The organism is Oscillospiraceae bacterium MB08-C2-2 (assembly GCA_035621215.1).
Lineage (GTDB): Bacteria > Bacillota > Clostridia > Oscillospirales > Ruminococcaceae > WRAV01.
Genome location: CP141729.1, coordinates 1,346,179 through 1,364,093 on the forward strand (window position 1 = coordinate 1,346,179; position 17,915 = coordinate 1,364,093).

A 17,915-nucleotide genomic window follows, 5' to 3' on the forward strand; every position below is an offset into this window, starting at 1 on the left:
GCTCCTACTTGCGAACCAGATAGGAAAGCTTATTGTGATCGCACTTGCTGTGGTCATACCGGAACATCCAGCCGTCATAGGTTTCGGGGCGGAACACAAAGTTATCCATTGCGCCATGGAGCAGAATCATAGGAACCTCGGCTGCAATTTTTTCCTGAATCTCAAAAATTAGCTCCTTACGCTTGCCTTCGTCCTGTTGGGCCGCCTGCTCCTTAATCAGAGCTGCGATTTCCGGGCTGGACCATCCTTTGATCGTCTTGGCTCCCTCACCGTAAACGATGCGCAGATAATCGGGGTCTCCACCCATACCGCCGGAATTGATAAGCAAAAGCTCATATTCTCCGGTGTTCACTGCATTATCACGGGTTTTGGATTCCACGCTCTCTACGGTAACCTTCACGCCGATATCGGCCAGTGACAGCTTTATAAGCTCCGCCACCTTCATTCCATCGGCGGAATTGTCTGTAAGCAGCTTGAAGGAATAGGTCTTGCCATCCAGCAGCGCACGTGCCGTATCCGCATTATAATCGTATTTGGGCGTGTTTTGGTTATACCACCCACTAACCGGCAAAACATAGCCCTGACTGCTGATCATGGCCGAGCCTCTGGCCGCCTTATCCACCAGTTCCTGACGGTTAATGCCATAAACCAATGCCTGCCGCAAACTGACATCCCGCAGCTCTTCCACCGATTCCATGTTCATCATCAGGCGGTAGCTGTGAAAGGAATGCGCCGTTTTCACCGTATACTTCGGGTTGTTCTGATAGTTGGGCAGAATATCCGCCGGTGCATTGATCAGGTCAATCTCACCATTTTCAAAGGCCAAAACGCTGTCGCTGGCCGGCACCCACTCGATGGCTTCAGCCGCAGGGGTAAGGCCCCAGTATTGCTCAAAGGCAACATAACGGTATGCTCCCTGCTGGGCATCGTAGGTATCCAGCTTATAAGGCCCACTGCCAATCGTGGCATCCTTACCATCATACGCTATCGGGTCATCGACATTCTCCCATATGTGCTTGGGGATAATGCGCATGTTGCCCAGCTTGGTCAGATAGGTATGATCAAAGCGGTTAAAGGTGACCTCTAAGGTATATGTATCCAATGCCTTTGCATCGGTCACAATATATTCACTGCCCACCAAAAGATCATTGGAAACCGGTGGATGGTCTTTGTAGTAAGCCAGGGTAAAAACGGCATCCTCGGCAGTCAACGGCTTGCCATCATGCCAAACTGCGTTTTCCTGCATATGAAAGGTATACACAGTGCCATCACTGCTGATTTCCCAGCTTTTTGCCAGCCAAGGAATCTCTCCGTTTTCGTCTTTTTCCAGCAGTGAATCATACAGAATCTGCATTTTTGACATACCCGGCCCCCGTGCCGCATGCTTAAAGGGATTGGGCAAGCCGGTATCCCCGCCAGCCAGACGCAGTGTCACCGGTTCTGCTTCCGGTGTGGCAACAGCTTCACTTGCTGATGATTGTGCCTGTGGTACACTGGACGGTGCTGCAGGCTCCTGCCCACAGCCAGCCAATCCAGCCGTTAAAACGAGGTATAATAGCCCGGCAAGCAGCCCTGTTGTGAATCTCCGCTTTTTCATCGTCATTTCTCCTTGTTGTATGTATAGTCAATAAACTTGAAAACGAAACCATCGTTTTCAAAAGCAAACAAAGCTTGCTTTGCGCCAAAAGCGCAGTTTGGCCACTATAAACCGTTGGTTTTAAACCTTCCACAAAATCATGGCAAGCGTTGATTTGCTGCTTACCTTAACAACATCCCCCTGCGCATATTTGGCAATGAGATTTTTCAAATCAAACCCCTTGGATTGGGCCTCTGGCGCATAGCGCCTTTCATACTGCTCAATGGCCTCGCCAATGGTATAGGTGGATTTATCTTCCTGCCGTAGGTAAGTAACTTCCGGTTCATATCCTTCCAGCCACAAAAGGTTAAAGACTGCCTGAACTGTAACCCGGTCATTGTGAGGGTCATGGGAGCGCTTTATGCCTAGCTCTTTTATCAAGTAATCAGAGAGCAAATCTCTCCCGGTAATAAACTGGTTCATAAGGCAAAAGCCTTTTGAGACTTCTGACATTTTACGCAGTCCCTCTGGGGAACGTACAGCAGGGCACATGGATGCAAAGGAAAGATCAAATTTTCGGTTCCAGTTCAGGGCGGAAATATCCGCACTTTCCCATTGGGTTTTAACATAGGAAAGATTGGTGAGCCCATGGGTTTGTGCATTGTTCTTGGCAAGCTCCAGCATATTGGAGGAAATATCCGTAACAGTTACATGCTCGGCATGTTCTGCAAAAGGGATAGCATATCTTCCACTTCCCCCTCCAATATCCAAAACAGCTGCACCGGCAAGAATGCCCCATTCCTTCAAAATATTTGTGACTTTCTCAGCCAAGCCGGAACGGTCTTTCTGCTGGGACAAATTAAAGTGCTTGGCCCGTGCATCCCATTTTTCCTCAACTTCGGGAGTTCCTTGGTAATTCCTGCTTAGCATTTCTTCAAAAAAAGATTTTTCCACAAACAATCCCCTTCCTGTGCAGTAGATGATAAAACACGGTTAGGCGCAGCTAACTCTTATGTTGTTTTTTTCTGCCGCCTCTATAGCACAGCGGCAGAAACCATAAAAAGTATAGCAACGGATTTATTCAATGTCAAGCTTAATTAAAAAAACATTTGCTTATATAAATTTTGTCTTATAGTGGATTTGCGCCTCCCCACAGGCTAATCTTGACATCAATCGTGCAGTAGCGTATGCTATTTATATAAAAATTTAAGTTATGATTTGGATACAGCCCAACTGCGCCAATATTTTGTGGGCGATGATCCGGCGGGAAGAAGGCCTTTTTCCAAGTGCTTTCGCTATATCATTAGATGGAGTGTTGATGTGGACGATTTTTTAAAGGTATTTAAGGCGCTATCGGATGGTACTCGTCTGAAAATAATTGATTTGCTTTTGAAGCATGATTTCTGTGTGGGTGCGCTTTCACGCAAACTCGGAATTTCGGAGGCGGCTGTCTCCCAGCATCTTCAGGTTTTGCGGAAAGCGGGTTTAGTCAGCGGCGAAAAAAGAGGCTATTATACGCATTATGACTTGAACCGAGAGCTGTTTACGCAGGCGGCTTCCGCCTTGCAGGATATTGTTGCATACGATGCCCCACGCAAAGGATGCCGCCAGCATTTAACCGGTGATCACCAGCACTGTGCCAATAAAAACCCCCTCGAAAAAAAATAGATACACTTTTTCTGTCGTATATAGATTGTCACTATATGCATCCACTCTGGCAAACAGAAAGAACTCCGCCGCCTGCTTGGCCGCTGCATCCGGGGTGGGAACGGGAAGGATTTCCATAACAGTTATGTCTACAGTCTGAAACCTCCGACATAACCAGAGGCTTTCTCTTATAATATATAAAAAGACGCTTAAATTTCTTAAGCGTCTTTAAAAATAAGGTTTCTTATGTTTCTATGTACGAAACGGATTGGTATCCCCAAAAGCTAGTAGCTTTTCCACTCGCGAAAACTATTCCACATTTTTCTGCGAACGCAGCTTGTGCGGCAAGGGAAAGGCTTTTTTACTATGGCTAAGCCCCATGGAAACAAAACTCTCCGCCATTTTCAGTGCCGTGGTAATGGGGTTAATGCAGGGAACCCCCAACTGGTGCGAAATTTCACGGTCTGCACCGGAAAATGCCAACGAAATACATCCCAGAATAACACAGTCTGCTCTGTCGTGGGTCAGGCATCTTTTAGATTCTTCCGATACACGCTGCAACAGCAGCTCCGGCTGCTGACCAAAGGATAAAATATCCATATCGATGGCACGCACAGAAGAAAGCCGATGTGATGCAACCCCCTTGCTGCGCACCATCTCCTCCAGCATAGGCACCATCTCGGGGGTAGCCGTCACAATGGAAAAGCGATACCCCATGGTTAAGGCAGCACCAACCGAAGATTCAAAAGGCCCTGCCACCGGAATGGTCAGCATTTCCCGCAGAGCATCAATGCCGGGGTCTGCATAACATCCCAGCAAGATGCCGTCGTAACCCGCCTTTTCAGCAGCAACGGCACGCTCTATGGTGCTGGGAATGCTCTGGTATTCTTCTGTAAGAGATTCAATGGAGGGCGGCCCGCCCGGGCAATCCCATGCATCCAGCTGGGTGCCTTCAAACACACATTCACGCAAAATATCCCGCCGGCGAAAAAGCTCTTCTTGCTGCATCTCGCCCGGAACCAAATAAAGCAGCTTTATGGTCAACACTTCCTTTCTCAATGACGCCATCATTACATATTGCAGGTGTTATGCCCAAGCTTTACGCAGAACACGAATGGTGTTCCCGCCCAACACTTTGGCAATTTCTTCTTCAGAATAGCCATGTTTGATCAGCCAGCGGGGAATGTTCCACGAAGCTTCTGTAGTGTTCTCCAGATATTTAACAAAAGGCACCTCTTGGTAGGAATTGCTGGTTTTTTTGGTATCACCTGTGGAAAGAGCGGATGCAAAGGCATGATGCAGCTCCACATGGTCGCCATAGAGGCAATCGGGGCCAAAGGTAACATGATCAATGCCCACCAAGTTTTTGATGTATTCAAAATGCTCCATCACACTTTCAATGTCATGGGTGTTGTGGGTACGGCTCATGGTGGTGTGAGGGGCTGCTTCAATGCCTATTACACCGCCTCGTTTTGCAATAGCAGAAATCAGCTCATCAGTTGCCAAGCGTTTGATATCCCATACACCTCGAGCCCCAATGTGACTGGCAAGTATAGGCTTTTTGCTGTGCATCACAGCTTCATAGGCAGTGCGGGGGCCACAATGGGAGACATCGATCAGCATCCCCACCTTGTTCATACGCTCCACGCAGGCTTTCCCGAATTTGGTCAGGCCGCCGTCGTTATCTTCCTTCAGGCCATTGCCTAGTGCATTGCTTTCGGAATAGGTGATGCCCAGCTGGCGCACACCCAATCCATACAGAATATCAATGCGGTCAAGTTCATTTTCAATAGGCTGTGCGCCCTCTATGCAGGGTACCCATGCCATTTTACCGGCCGCCTTAGCCGCAAAAATATCATCTACCTTTTTGCACTGAACCAAAAAATCCTGATGGGCAATATCGCACAGGCGCATGCCTAAATCATGCAGAATATCAATCCACTTCCAACCGCCGGGGCTGGAAATGATGTTGGTGCCATCCAGCATATTATCAAAAATACAATCCAGATTGGAATAAGATAGCGCCTCATAACCGCACCAGTCCCTTCCCTGCCTTTGAGCGGCATAAAAGCTTTCGAGGCTCAGATCACAGGGAGTAAAATCCGGATGCTCATGCACCGAAATATAGGGATGCTTTTTTATGATTTCACGATAAAAGGCTTCCTGCTCTTGGCTGAGTTCAATAATATGGCGTCCCGCCCAATCCCACTGAAACCACTCTATAACGGGATAGTCCTTCCCGGCTTCCAGATACGAATAGGGCTGATAAGGCCGGTATCCCTTTTTTTGTATTACTTCCATGATAAACCTTCTTTCTTTGCTAAAATGCAGGGCCAACAGCTATCCTCTGTGCAAAACGCCCCCCACTGCCAGGCAGCGGAGGGGCGTTTGAATGTAGGTTTGGCTATGGAATCAGGCCCAAACCTCACGCAGCACGCGCAGCGCATTGCCGCCAAGGACTTTTGCAATTTCCTCTTCTGTATAGCCATGCTTAATGAGCCAGCGGGGAATATTCCAAGAGGATTCGGTGGGGTTTTCCAGATATTTTACGAACTCAACTTCTTCGTAAGGCAAAGTAGATTTGGAGGTATCACCTGTGGAAAGCGAAGCCGCAAACGCATGGTGAACGCCAACATGGTCGCCATAAAGAGTATCCACGCCAAAGCTGACATGGTCAATGCCCACCAGATTTTTTACATATTCAAAGTGTTCCATCACACTTTCAATGTCGTGGGTGCAGTGGGTGGCACTCATGGTGGTGTGGGGCGCTGCTTCGATGCCGATCACACCGCCTTTTTGCGCAATGGCTTTCAGAAGCTCATCATCGGCAAGGCGCTTGATGTTCCAGACACCTTTGGCGCCCAAATGGCTGGCGATAATTGGCTTTTTGCTGTGCATAACAGATTCATAGGCAGTGCGGGTGCCGCAGTGGGAAACATCAATCAGCATACCCACTTTATTCATGCGCTCCACGCACACCTTGCCGAATTTGGTGAGGCCGCCGTCGTTGTCTTCCTTCAGGCCATTGCCAAGTGCATTGCTCTCGGAATAGGTAACGCCCAGCTGGCGTACACCCAAGCCATACAAAATATCAATGCGGTCCACTTCGTTTTCAATGCAGGCGGCACCTTCAACACAGGGAACCCATGCAATTTTGCCAGCAGCCTTAGCAGCGAGAATGTCATCCACCGTTTTGCACTGGATCAAAAAATCCTGATGGGCAATGTCGCACAGGCGCATGCCCAAATCATGGAGCACGTCAATCCACTTCCAACCCCCGGGGCTGGAAATGATGTTCACGCCATCCATCATGTTATCAAAAATGCAGTCCAGATTGGAATAGGAAAGCGCTTCGTAACCGCAGAATTGGCGGCCCTGACGCATTGCATCATAGATTTTATCCATGGTGCTCATATCCTCGGGATAAAAGGTGGGATGGTCATGCAAGGAAATAAAGGGATGTTTTTTGATAAGCTCTTCATACAGAGCCTCCTGCTGGGCATCCAGTTCAATAATGCCGCGGCCTGCCCAATCCCACTGAACCCAGTTGATATCTTTATAGTCTTTGCCGGCTTCCAGATATTGGTAGGGCTTGTAAGGCTTGAAACCTGCTTTTTGATTGATTTTCACAAAGGGCACTTCCTTTCTCTAATTCAAAGGCATAAAAGTACCAGTGAACGCAGAAAGCTTCTGCGGCCACCGGTTCCTTTTTAGGGATTACTTGGCGGAGATTTGGGTGGCAAGGGAGCTGCTCAGATAGCCGTGGTTGCCATATACAGCTTTAAAGCCTTCAAATTTATCGGTGTTTGCCACATAGGTCTGAACCGGCACATAGGTCATGGAAATGGGAATATTCTCAACGGCCAGTTTCTGCCATTCATCCAGCAGCTTAACACGGTCTTCAGGATTGGGGGTGGATTTCATCTGGAGCAGAAGAGCATCCATTTCTTCGTTGTTATAATCCATATAGTTCAGCATCTGCCCAATACCGTAGCAGGTGTAAAGAGTGGTATCTACATCGTCGATGGTTCCCCACATGTTGTAAGAAATATCAAACACACGGCCATTGGTTACTTTTGCAGAGAAGGTGGAAGGATCCACAGGCTCCAAGTTGATTTTGATACCAGCTTGTGCAGCCGCTGTACGCAGAATTTCCATCACATTGTCCACACTCTGAATGGAGGAGCGGTAGGTGATAGAAAATTCCAGCTTTTTGCCATCGGCGCTTTCCAAAATGCCATCGCCATCTGCATCTTTATAGCCGTTTTGTTCCAGCATTGCTTTTGCACCGGCGGGATCATAGGCGGGCTGCTGAATGTTGGCCTTGGTAAATTGCTGATAAACAGGGCTGATTACAGTCTGCATGGCTTTGGCGGCACCGCTCATGCCAACTGCCACCATGGCATCACGCTCAATGCTCATGGCAAGGGCTTTGCGCACATTCACATCCTGCAGCAAGGGGTTGCTTTGAGAGTAGCTGATCTGGCCATAGCCCAGAGATTCAATATCGGTGAGCTGGAAGTTCTCAGAAGCTGCCAGCTGGCTTTTGCTGTTAGGGGAAATGTAGTTGGCGCACACATCAATTTCGCCATTCTGCAATGCCAAAACAGCTGCATTTTCATCGGTATAAACACGGAAGAGAACGTTATCGATCAGCGCACCCTTGCCGTCATTTGCCTGCTTAAAATATTCATTGCGCTTAAGGGATACATATTGGCCATCCACCCATTCGTCGATGTAGTAGGGGCCGTAGCCTGCGCCGCTGTAGGCGTGGTTCAGAGGATCTTCCACCGAAGACCACTCGCTTTCACGCATCAAAGGCAGCCAGTAGCCTGCACCGTTCCAGAAGTTTACATCAGGATCGGAAAGGTGGAACACAACGGTTTTGTCATCCTTCACTTCTGTTTCGGTTACTTTTCCGTAATAGCTATCGAAGAATCCGATTTTGTGCTCTACACCATATTTGGCGCCAAAGGCCAGATCATTTGCTGTTACCGGGGTGCCGTCGTTCCAATAAAGCTCTTTCAGCACAATTGTCCACTGGGTGCTGTCTTCATTGGGGGTAGCGGATTCGGCAAGATAATTGTATTTGGAGCCGGTTTCATCCATGGTCACCAAGTTGGGAACCACAAGGTTCATGATAATGCTGGAGTTGATATCGTTTTGCACCCAGATGTTGGCGCTGATGGGTGCAGACGAAAGACCTGCTGTTAAGGTGCTGCCTTCTTGGGGCTGGGTGGTGGCTGCACCCGACTCACCTTGTGATGCGGCAGAACTGCCCCCGTTTTTGCTTCCAGAGCAGGCAGCCAAAGAAAACACAAGAACTGAGGCCATTGCCGCTGCTAAGAACCTTTTGAAATTCATCAATTTTTACCTCCTAAATTGTTGCTGACAAACTGACTATATGATACTTCGCCAATGAACAAAGGCGGCTTACCTCTGCTCCTGACGATGTTCAATTAAAAAATTACTGCTGGTTTTTTTGGAGCACACGCCCCGGATAACTGGTGAGCGATTCCCCATCCCTCAGTGCTTCCTTGCCGTTTACCAGCACTAAGCTGCATCCGGTTGCGGTCAACAGAGGCGTTTTGTAGTGCATCTGATCCATTTCGGGGTATTTGTAGTTGGGCAAATCAATCACAGCAATATCGGCATAGCAGCCTTCTTCCAAGCGGCCACGCTTTTGAATGCCAAAATGATCGGCCACCATAGAGGTGTTGCGCCGCACAATTTCTTCGTAGGGCACGCCTTTTTTCAAATACATGTTGGTGAAGATGGCAAACCCGCCACGGCGCCGAATTTCATACCAATCGAACGGATCATAGGTGGAATCACCCATAATGGTGTCGCTGCCGACCGAGACATAGGGGTTGGCCATGATGGAATCCTCATGGTCGATAAATTTGGAGGGTACCCCGGCTGCCGGTGCATTGAGCCAAAAAACATAGTTGTTGTCATCGCCCATCAAATCCAGCATGCATTCATCCTCGTGCACGCCCCGCTGGGCGGCAATGTCTCTTACCGAACGGTTTTCCAGTGCAGGATCATCCGAATGCACAATGTAGATTTTATCCTTATCGCCTGCCATGGTGTAGTTTTCCCGCAGAATCAGCTCCCGGCCCTCCGGGGTATGCAAAGCCCGTTTCACGCCTTCAATTCCTTGGCTGAACAGCTCATCGGATAATGCCATGGTGAACAGCAACATGCGTTCTTTGCCGGTGCAATGCCCCACACTGGAGGGAATGGTATCAATTCTTGCCCTTATACCATCCTCTTCAATGGCCTTTTGTGCAGCAGCAAAGGCTTCGGGTACAGTGCTGGCAAGGTGAGAAATCTGAATCTTGCCGCCGGTGCGGCGTCCCACTTCCAAATATTCCAGTGTGGATTCCAAAATACCGATTTTGTGGCGCAAATGAGCAGCAGAGGTGCCGTCATAGGCTTTTATCAGTGCCACCATTTCGCAAAGCTCATCGATATCCGCATAGCGGCTGGGCACATAATCCAGCCCAAAGGAAATGCCAAACATGCCTTGCTCCATATTGTGGCGGATAATGGCCTCAATGGTCGCCTTTTCCTGAGAATCCGGTTTACGGGGCCATGCGCCGTGCATTACATACTGGCGGATGCTGCCATGGCCCATCAGAGTTACAAAATTACAGTTGGTTCCAGTTTGATGCACCGCCTGGCGGTAACCTTCAAAGTCGTGCCATTCGGGCCAAGTTTTCATATAGCGGTCATATTGCCGCAGATTGATCAGCCCGTTGCCCAAATAGTAATCCAGCTGTTGTTTTTTATGCCCAGGAACCACCGAGTGACCACAGTTTCCGTTAATCAGAGTGGTGACACCCTGCTGCAAATATAAATCATATTTCCCATCATCAAAGCACACCCATTCTTCATGCACATGGGGGTCTATAAGCCCGGGAATAACGTACCGACCTGCCGCATCAAAAACCTGTGCGGCCTGCTCCTGAATTTCAGGTGCGATGCGAACAATACGGTCGCCCTTTACTGCAACATCCGCTTTGCTGCCCGCACGCCCCGTGCCATCAATTACAATGCCGTTTTTAATTAGATAATCATACAATTTCATTGCCTCCTGTCATAAAGCGGTTGATCAGCCCCGCCCTTTTGGATTCAAGGTATCGTTTAAAGCCATGCCAAACAAGTTAAAGCACACAACATAAAAAACAATGCACAGGCTGGGCATGAGCCACCACCACCATGGGTTCGGGTTTGCAATAACAGCGTTGGCACCCCACGCCCGCTTGAGCATGGTACCCCAGCTCCATGTAGTGGGGTCCCCCAAGCCAAGAAAGCTCAGGCTTGCTTCGGAAAGAACGGCGCTTGCCATAACCAGCGTGAGATTAACGAACACGGGCCCGGAAGCATTGAGCAAGATATGCTTGAACAAAATGCGTGTCTTTGAAATGCCAAGGCACTGTGCCGCTTCAATATACTGCATCTCTTTGATTTTGAGTGTGCTGCTGCGGGCAACCCGTGCAAGTGAGGGCCACGAGAACACACCCAGAATAACCGCCACATTGGTGATATTCGCTCCCATAATCGCCGCCATAATAATCATGAGGGGCAGCATGGGAATGGTAAGAAAAATATCGATGATGGCATCAATAAAACCGGAAAACCAGTTTTTAAGATACCCCGAAAGCAGCCCCAAGGGAAGGCCAATGGCAGCTGCCACCAGCAGCGCCAGCACAGAAACATAAAGGGAGGTGCGTGCACCCCAAATCAGCTCTGCAAAAATATCCAGACCCAAATTGTCTGTCCCCAGCCAGTGAATGCTGGAAGGGTTCACCAGCACATCTGCCGTGTAGCCTTCTGGCTTTGCCACAAACAAGGGGCCCAGCAGCCCGGTCAGAACGATAAAGACAACTCCGCACAAACCAATGACACCGTTGCGATTGCGCAAAAAGTAATAGAGTGCTGTTTTCCGTTGTTTCATTGTTTATTTTCCTCCCAGTCGGATACGAGGATCCAGCCACGCAACCATAAGATCTGTCAGGAAGTTCATCCCCACCACGGCTACCGCCAGCAGCAAAAATGCACCTTGCAGCACAGGATAATCCAGCGCAGACACCGCATCGTAAATCAAGCGGCCAACACCCGGCCAAGAAAACACCGTTTCGGTTACCACGGCGCCACCCACCATGGTGCCCACCTGCAAGCCAATGGCCGTAACCGTTGGAATCATTGCATTTTTCAGTGCATGCACCGAGATAACCCGGTTTGTGAGATTCCCTTTGGAATAAGCTGTGCGGATATAATCCTCGTGGAGCACCTCAATCATGCTGTTGCGGGTATACATCACCGCATTGGCAAGGTTGGTAATGGTGAGGGCCAGTGTAGGCAAAATCAGATGCTTGTCCACATCCAGCCAATAGGTAAGCCCTTCGGTGCGGGGTGGTGTATAGGCACCGCCAGTGGGAAGAATTTTGAGTCGAAATGAGAAAATATACAGCAGCAAAAAAGAAACGAAGGGTATGAACACCGAAATTCCCAGTGTTACCAGCACGCTGATCACACGGTCTGCCATTTTACCTTTTCTCCTGGCTGCCAGCACACCCACGGGGATACCCACAACCAACACCAAAACCATTACCGAGCTCAGTAGCATCAATGTCCATGGCAGGCGTTCCAGCAAATATTGTGTAACGGGAATGTGCTTGCTAAAGCTGTTTCCCAAATTCCCCTGAAAAAGCTGCCCCAAAAACTTGCCATACTGCACCAGAATAGGCTGATCCAGACCATAGGCCGTAATCATAGCCTCCTTAGCTTCGGGGGTCATTTGCGGGCTCACCATCAACGAAACAGGGTCAGAGGGCATCAGGCGCACAATGAAAAATGTAAGCGAAACAGAAATGAATATGGTAAGCAGACCACGGCAAATGCGGCGAATCAAATAATGGCTCATTGGTTGCCCCCCTCCCTTGCAAAATGGCAGCGTACATAGTGCCCCTCTCCCACTTCCAACAGCTTGGGCTCTTTTTCAAAGCAAACAGGCTCTGCCTTGAAGCACCGCTGGCAAAAACGGCAGCCATTCGGCGGATTAACCGGGCTTGGAATATCGCCTTGCAGCAAAATACGCTCCTGCCGGCTGGCGGTGGAAGGCTCCGGTATTGCCGAAATCAATGCTTGTGTATAGGGGTGAGTATCCTCGCCAAATAGGGCATCATAGGGGGCGATCTCCATTACCTTGCCCAAATACATAACAAGAATGCGGTCGCTGATATAGCGAACAACGGCCAGGTCGTGCCCAATGAATACATATGTGAGGTTGCGCTGCCTTTTCAGCTCGTTAAACAGGTTCAAAATCTGTGCCTGAACCGAAACATCCAATGCTGAAACTGATTCATCGCAAAACAGCAGCCTTGGCTGTGTGGCAAGTGCCCGGGCAATGCCTATGCGCTGCCGCTGCCCGCCCGAAAATTCATGAGGAAAACGGTCATACACCTCGGGCTGCAAACCAATGGTCTGCAAAAGCTCCTGCACCTGTGCTTTGGCATCCGCCTTGGATTTTGCCAGCCCATAGTGAAGCATTGGTTCTGCAATGGCGTCGCCCACTTTAATCTTGGGGTTAAGCGATGCATAGGGGTCCTGAAAAATCATTTGCATCTGGCGGCGCAGATTGGCAGCATCACACTTTTTAAAGTTGGTAATCTCTTTGCCTTCATACAGCACCTTGCCGCCGCTGGTTTTGGTCAGTGCCAAAATGGCACGGGCAAGGGTGGATTTTCCTGAACCGGATTCCCCCACGATTCCCATGGTTTCGCCTTCATAAAGCGTAAACGAAACATCTTCAACCGCATGCACCTTTTGACTGGGGCCAAAGAGAGTTTTGCTTTTTACCGGAAAAAACTTGCTGAGGTTTTGCACCTCCAGAAGCGGCACTTTGTTTTCATGCATCACCGGTCACCTCCCCTTCAAAATTCAGCCAGCACTGCACCAAATGGTCGCTTCCCACCTGTTTGAGGGGTGGCACCTCATCACTGCACTGGTCCATATAGTGAGCACAGCGGTCGGCAAAGCGGCAGCCACTGCCAAAATCATATACTGTCGGCACCGTTCCGGGGATGGTGTAAAGAGGCTCTTTGCTGCTGCGAATGGTGGGAACCGATGCCATAAGCCCTTTGGTGTAGGGGTGCAGAGGGTTATCAAACACAGCTGCCAAGGTGCCCCTCTCCACCGCACGCCCGGCATACATGACAACAATCTCTTCGCAGATTTCAGCCACCACACCCAAATTGTGGGTGATCACTACAAGGCCGCCGCTGCCTTTCAGATGCCGCATCAAATCCAAAATCTGCGCCTGCACCGTAACATCCAGCGCTGTGGTGGGCTCATCTGCAATTAGAAGAGCCGGTTCGTTTATAATGGCCATGGCAATCATGACACGCTGCCGCATACCGCCTGAAAATTCATGGGGATATTGTGAAAGCCGGGTTTCCGGGTTGGAAATGCCTACAGCAGTTAACACTTCCATCACACGCTTTTCCACTTCCTGCTGTGCAAGCTGTGGATGATGGAGCCGCACAATTTCGCTTATTTGAAAACCAATGGTAAGCACAGGATTCAGCGCTGTCATAGGTTCCTGAAAAATCATGGAGATTCGATTGCCCCGCACCTTGGCGATTTCTCTTTCGTCCATTTCCAGCAGATTTCTGCCTTCAAACAAAATTTCTCCGCCCTGAACAACCGCTGCATCCGGCAGCAGGCGCATCATCGAAAGGCTGGTCATACTTTTGCCGCAGCCAGATTCCCCCACAATGCCCAATGCACGCCCCGGCTCCACGTTGAAAGACACTCGATCCAGCAGGTTAAAAACCTGTCCGTCGTCGTCCAAAAAACCCATGCTATACTCTTTAAATTCAACGATGGCTGGCATGATTTTTATTCCCCCATTCCACACGCTTCACTTTATCTTGCTAACTGATAAATTTGATAAAGCGATTTATTTAATTTAAAAGGCCCCATGTGAATAAAAAACAATGGGCGCCTTTGCCTTTAGCTTGTTTATTTATAAAATTAAGTGACATACTATAAATTTAGGTTTTGTAAAGTTAACAATAATTATAATGTAGTTTTGTGCAAGTTGTAAAGGACATAGGTCACATAACAATTGCATAAACATTTTGGCGTTCTCTATGCCCCCTTTCTCTTATTTCACCAAAATATACTCAAAAAAGTTTTGACCCTCAGCTTTTTATTCTTTGCATTGTTCCACGAAGAATACACCGTGAGGGCACAGCTGTAAAATATATGTTTTTTGTGGGGCCTGTTTCTTTACAAACATATGCCGTTTATGTATAATATAAAATTAATTAATGCCCACTGAACAATTCAAAAATACGATGATTAAAACATATATCATATCTTTTTTTGAATTGTATCCGTAAGTTTTCGTGGTCACAGACACCAAAATTTTACGGATTACAAACGATTTTCTTGTGAAAATCGTTTCAGTGGTTGCAGTAAGGAATGTCTTTGTTCATCCGGAAATATCTTTTGCAAAGATATTTCCGGATGAATGACGCGGCCTTTGCCGCATGAACAAATAGAGTACGATTTGTTCAGTAGACATTAATTACAAACCGGCCTAAAATAAGCCGCACAAACGGGATTTGCCGAGCGAACGATAAGGAAAACACATATGAAAATCATCGACGATCTCAGCCTTCTTGAGTTTTATATTGAAAAGTATGGCTTACAGGAGTATTTCACAAAGAATCTTACCCAAATCGCCGCTCTGCACCAATACGATGCAGATGAAATGCTCGCACACGAAGGCCAGTTGTGTGAATACATCTGGATTTTGGTAAAAGGCGAGTGCATGGCGTATGTCTACACCGCCAACAATAAAATCCACTGCGAATGCTACTTCAAGGATGTTAGCCTGCTGGGTGAAGCCGCAACTCTTTGGAATGAGCCCCCCATGAACAATGTGCGCACATTAACCGAGTGCCACATGGTTTCTATTTTTGCCCCCCAATATCGTGAAACACTGCTGAACGATAACAAGTTTTTGCGTTTTGCCGCCTACACACTGGCCCTGCACGTGCGCCAAAACGTGGTTCATTTTGACCCGTTGGAAACCCGTCTGGCCGGGTTTATTTTGGATGCACACAAAAACGGCGTGTTTCGTTATAACCTCACTCAATGTGCCGATATTATGGAAACCAGCTACCGCCACCTGATGCGGGTGCTTCGCATTATGTGCGACAGCGGGATTCTGATCAAAGGCGAGCGAGGCGATTATCACATCTCCGATTGCGACCACCTGCGGCAAGTAGCCAAAGGTGATATTAAACTAAAAGAACCGTGAGAACACCTGTGGTAACAGATAACACAACTCTAAAATTACATTACAGTTGTGAAGCTATATGAGTATATTATCTCATGCACTGGTGACAAAACACAAAACAGCTCGGCCCGGTATAAAACCCGGCCGAGCTGTTTTGGTAGAATTCAAATGGGGCAGTGATTGTGCTTTTGTAAAAACACACCTAAAAATCCAGGGAGAAAATAACCCCTCTCTTTTAGGGCTGTTTATTTACCTGCAACAACCTTTTTGATTTCATCAGCGCTCAGGCCAATGGCACTGGTAACCTTAATCTCGCCCTTGGCAATTTTATCTTGAAGCTCTTTGATCTTGGTTACGTTCTCTTCCCCAATATACTTGGTGAGATTCTCGTTGTAAACGATACCCACAGCATTCTCCCCAAGACCATAAACCACATTTTCGCCAAACGCTACACTGGCAGGATCAGCGGCATAGTCGGAGCAGAGCTTGAAGAGGGCATTGCCTACTTCTTTAAGGCAGGAAGTCATGATGCTGCCCTCCAGGCCGGTTCCTTTCAGGGTAACAAACTGATCGGAATCAACGCCAATGGCTACGCCGCCATTTTCGGTGACTGCTTCGAACACGCCGTTACCAGCGCCGCCAGCTACCTGGAACATGACATCTGCACCACCGGCAATCTGAGCCTTAGCCAAATCCTTGGCTTTAGCAGTATCAGAAAAACCACCGATATAAGCAGTGGATACTTCGATCTCAGGATCAACATAACGGGCACCCTCGGCATAACCAACAAGGAAGTTGTTGATGGTGGCCGAATCATAGGCACCTACAAAACCGATTTTCTTGTCAGGATTGCCCTGCTCAGAGGTGGTGTAGTAGCCAGCTGCTGCACCGGAAAGGAAACCGGCTTCGTTGGCATCGAACACGATGGAAAGAACGTTATCCAAACCACCGGCGGAGAAATCAAGCTCCTGATCAAACAGGATGAACTTGGTGTCAGGGTATTCTTTAGGAATGGTTTCGAAGGCTTCTTTGTTCTGGTAGCCTACTGAAACAATGATATCTGCGCCATTATCGGCTGCATCATAGAAAGCATCAGGCCAGACAGCGTTGTCGGTGCCCATTTCCACAACTTCAACCTCATACTTATCGCCCAGCTCGGCCAGCACTTTCTGGCTGCCTTCATAAGTGGATTGATAGAAGGAAAGATCGTTGATCCAGCCTACACAGACAACCAGCTTCAGCTTTTCACCGGCGGGAGCAGCAGATTCTGCTGCGGATTCGGCACTTTCACTGGCTGTGGGAGCAGGTGCACTCTGGCTTTGGCCGCCGCTTCCGCAGGATGCGAGAACCAAGGTCAGTGCTGCCACCAGCATAAGGCTCAAAATCTTTTTGACTTTTTTCATTTTACGTAAAATCCTCCATTGCTTTAATTTATATAATTACCTGCTTTGGCCCATTCTTACCGGGCTTATTATTGCGTCCCTGCGCTTTTGCAAAAAGCTGATCAGCGTATAAAATACAATAATAAACACATAAGGAATGAGCTCCACCAGATAAGGATCCGTGTTGTTATTCTGCTGATAAATGGATAATGCGTTCCCAAAGCCGTAAAGCAGTGAAGAAGCTATCGCCAGCAGCGGGTTGCTTGCAGCCATGGCGTTGGTGGCCAACGCAATATAGCCCCGGCCCGCAACCATCCCGGAAGTAAAGCGGGAAACATAGCCCATAGAAAGGTAAATACCACCCAAAGAGGCGAACAGCCCGCTCAAAAGCAGCGCCTTATAGCGAATGTCATTGACCTTGATACCCACTGATTCGGCCGCCGCAGGCATCTCACCCACCGCACGCACCTTGATGCCGAATTTGGTGCGACCAAGCACAACAAAAAGCACAATTGCAGAGATAAACGCGACATAGGTAAAAACATTATGCCCAGAAAGAACCTTGCCCACCACCGGAATCTCCGAAACCAGCGGAATGGGAACCGAAGGAAAGGCCGAGGAGGGCAGGGCGTTGGTGCTGGTTTTATCCCCTGTAATGGTGTAAAGGAGGAATACCGAGCCGCCTGTGCAGGCAAGATTCAGCGCCACACCCGCAATGATGCGGTTTGCGCCCAGCCGCATGACAGAAAAAGCCAACAGCATGGTGACCAGAATGCCCGCAGCCATTCCGCAAAGCAGACCAATGTAGATGCTGCCGGTAAATCCACAGCCCAGTGCGCCAAACAACGCCGACACGGTCATGCTTCCCTCCAGCCCCAGATTCATAAGCCCTGAGGCGTTGGCAATCAGCGCCGCCAAGGTGGCGAACAGGATAGGGGTCGTGCAGCGCAGCACCATATACCAAAAATCTTCTGTTAAAAAAATGCTCACA

Annotated in this window: 15 protein-coding genes; 2 read left to right on the plus strand and 13 right to left on the minus strand. The window is 48.6% G+C overall.

Annotation, left to right across the window (positions count from 1 at the left end):
* Positions 1-4: 4 nt before the first annotated feature.
* The gene (locus U6B65_05945) at positions 5-1,597 is read right to left on the minus strand and encodes an ABC transporter substrate-binding protein (GenBank protein ID WRS28672.1); all 1,593 of its coding nucleotides are present in this window, start codon (positions 1,595-1,597) and stop codon (positions 5-7) included.
* A gap of 120 nt (positions 1,598-1,717) precedes the next feature.
* On the minus strand, positions 1,718-2,530 hold the full coding sequence (locus tag U6B65_05950; protein ID WRS28673.1) for a class I SAM-dependent methyltransferase: 813 nt from the start codon (positions 2,528-2,530) through the stop codon (positions 1,718-1,720).
* Positions 2,531-2,896: 366 nt separating this feature from the next.
* Here U6B65_05950 and U6B65_05955 point away from each other — a divergent pair, with 366 nt between their 5' ends.
* Complete coding sequence (locus tag U6B65_05955; protein ID WRS28674.1) at positions 2,897-3,244, plus strand: metalloregulator ArsR/SmtB family transcription factor; 348 nt, start codon at positions 2,897-2,899, stop codon at positions 3,242-3,244.
* 288 nt (positions 3,245-3,532) lie between these two features.
* On the opposite strand, the gene U6B65_05960 is transcribed toward U6B65_05955, so the two are convergent.
* From U6B65_05960 to U6B65_06000, 9 genes are all read right to left on the minus strand, one after another.
* Positions 3,533-4,282, minus strand: a complete 750-nt coding sequence (locus U6B65_05960) for an aspartate/glutamate racemase family protein (protein ID WRS28675.1) — start codon at positions 4,280-4,282, stop codon at positions 3,533-3,535.
* A 27-nt stretch (positions 4,283-4,309) separates the two neighbouring features.
* Positions 4,310-5,524, minus strand: coding sequence for a membrane dipeptidase (locus U6B65_05965; protein WRS28676.1), 1,215 nt, complete (start codon positions 5,522-5,524; stop codon positions 4,310-4,312).
* Between the two features lie 111 nt (positions 5,525-5,635).
* Positions 5,636-6,853, minus strand: coding sequence for a membrane dipeptidase (locus U6B65_05970; protein ID WRS28677.1), 1,218 nt, complete (start codon positions 6,851-6,853; stop codon positions 5,636-5,638).
* An 87-nt stretch (positions 6,854-6,940) separates the two neighbouring features.
* A complete protein-coding gene (locus tag U6B65_05975; protein WRS28678.1) occupies positions 6,941-8,587 on the minus strand; it encodes an ABC transporter substrate-binding protein in 1,647 nt (548 codons plus the stop codon).
* A gap of 103 nt (positions 8,588-8,690) precedes the next feature.
* The gene (locus U6B65_05980) at positions 8,691-10,310 is read right to left on the minus strand and encodes an amidohydrolase family protein (GenBank protein WRS28679.1); all 1,620 of its coding nucleotides are present in this window, start codon (positions 10,308-10,310) and stop codon (positions 8,691-8,693) included.
* A gap of 30 nt (positions 10,311-10,340) precedes the next feature.
* Complete coding sequence (locus U6B65_05985) at positions 10,341-11,186, minus strand: ABC transporter permease (GenBank protein WRS28680.1); 846 nt, start codon at positions 11,184-11,186, stop codon at positions 10,341-10,343.
* Positions 11,187-11,189: 3 nt separating this feature from the next.
* Positions 11,190-12,155, minus strand: a complete 966-nt coding sequence (locus U6B65_05990; GenBank protein WRS28681.1) for an ABC transporter permease — start codon at positions 12,153-12,155, stop codon at positions 11,190-11,192.
* Positions 12,152-13,147, minus strand: coding sequence for an oligopeptide/dipeptide ABC transporter ATP-binding protein (locus U6B65_05995; GenBank protein ID WRS28682.1), 996 nt, complete (start codon positions 13,145-13,147; stop codon positions 12,152-12,154). The genes U6B65_05990 and U6B65_05995 overlap by 4 nt, the downstream gene beginning before the upstream one ends.
* Entirely contained in the window at positions 13,140-14,126 is a 987-nt protein-coding gene (locus U6B65_06000) for an ABC transporter ATP-binding protein (GenBank protein ID WRS28683.1), read from the minus strand. The genes U6B65_05995 and U6B65_06000 overlap by 8 nt, the downstream gene beginning before the upstream one ends.
* Positions 14,127-14,891: 765 nt before the next feature.
* Between U6B65_06000 and U6B65_06005 the strand changes: the two genes are divergently transcribed.
* A complete protein-coding gene (locus U6B65_06005; GenBank protein ID WRS28684.1) occupies positions 14,892-15,563 on the plus strand; it encodes a cyclic nucleotide-binding domain-containing protein in 672 nt (223 codons plus the stop codon).
* 224 nt (positions 15,564-15,787) lie between these two features.
* Here U6B65_06005 and U6B65_06010 read toward each other — a convergent pair whose 3' ends face one another.
* Together U6B65_06010 and U6B65_06015 are read right to left on the minus strand one after the other, a co-directional pair.
* Positions 15,788-16,945, minus strand: a complete 1,158-nt coding sequence (locus tag U6B65_06010) for a BMP family ABC transporter substrate-binding protein (GenBank protein WRS28685.1) — start codon at positions 16,943-16,945, stop codon at positions 15,788-15,790.
* Positions 16,946-16,981: 36 nt separating this feature from the next.
* On the minus strand, positions 16,982-17,914 hold the full coding sequence (locus tag U6B65_06015) for an ABC transporter permease (GenBank protein ID WRS28686.1): 933 nt from the start codon (positions 17,912-17,914) through the stop codon (positions 16,982-16,984).
* Between the last annotated feature and the right edge of the window lies 1 nt (position 17,915).

Excerpts from the sequence above, each read along its gene's own strand:
- U6B65_05990 (WRS28681.1), bottom strand. The coding sequence starts at position 12,155 with ATGAGCCATTATTTGATTCGCCGCATTTGCCGTGGTCTGCTTACCATA.
- U6B65_06005 (WRS28684.1), top strand. The coding sequence starts at position 14,892 with ATGAAAATCATCGACGATCTCAGCCTTCTTGAGTTTTATATTGAAAAG.
- U6B65_05985 (WRS28680.1), bottom strand. The coding sequence starts at position 11,186 with ATGAAACAACGGAAAACAGCACTCTATTACTTTTTGCGCAATCGCAAC.
- U6B65_05945 (WRS28672.1), bottom strand. The coding sequence starts at position 1,597 with ATGAAAAAGCGGAGATTCACAACAGGGCTGCTTGCCGGGCTATTATAC.
- U6B65_05975 (WRS28678.1), bottom strand. The coding sequence starts at position 8,587 with ATGAATTTCAAAAGGTTCTTAGCAGCGGCAATGGCCTCAGTTCTTGTG.
- U6B65_05965 (WRS28676.1), bottom strand. The coding sequence starts at position 5,524 with ATGGAAGTAATACAAAAAAAGGGATACCGGCCTTATCAGCCCTATTCG.
- U6B65_06010 (WRS28685.1), bottom strand. The coding sequence starts at position 16,945 with ATGAAAAAAGTCAAAAAGATTTTGAGCCTTATGCTGGTGGCAGCACTG.
- U6B65_05995 (WRS28682.1), bottom strand. The coding sequence starts at position 13,147 with ATGCATGAAAACAAAGTGCCGCTTCTGGAGGTGCAAAACCTCAGCAAG.
- U6B65_06000 (WRS28683.1), bottom strand. The coding sequence starts at position 14,126 with ATGCCAGCCATCGTTGAATTTAAAGAGTATAGCATGGGTTTTTTGGAC.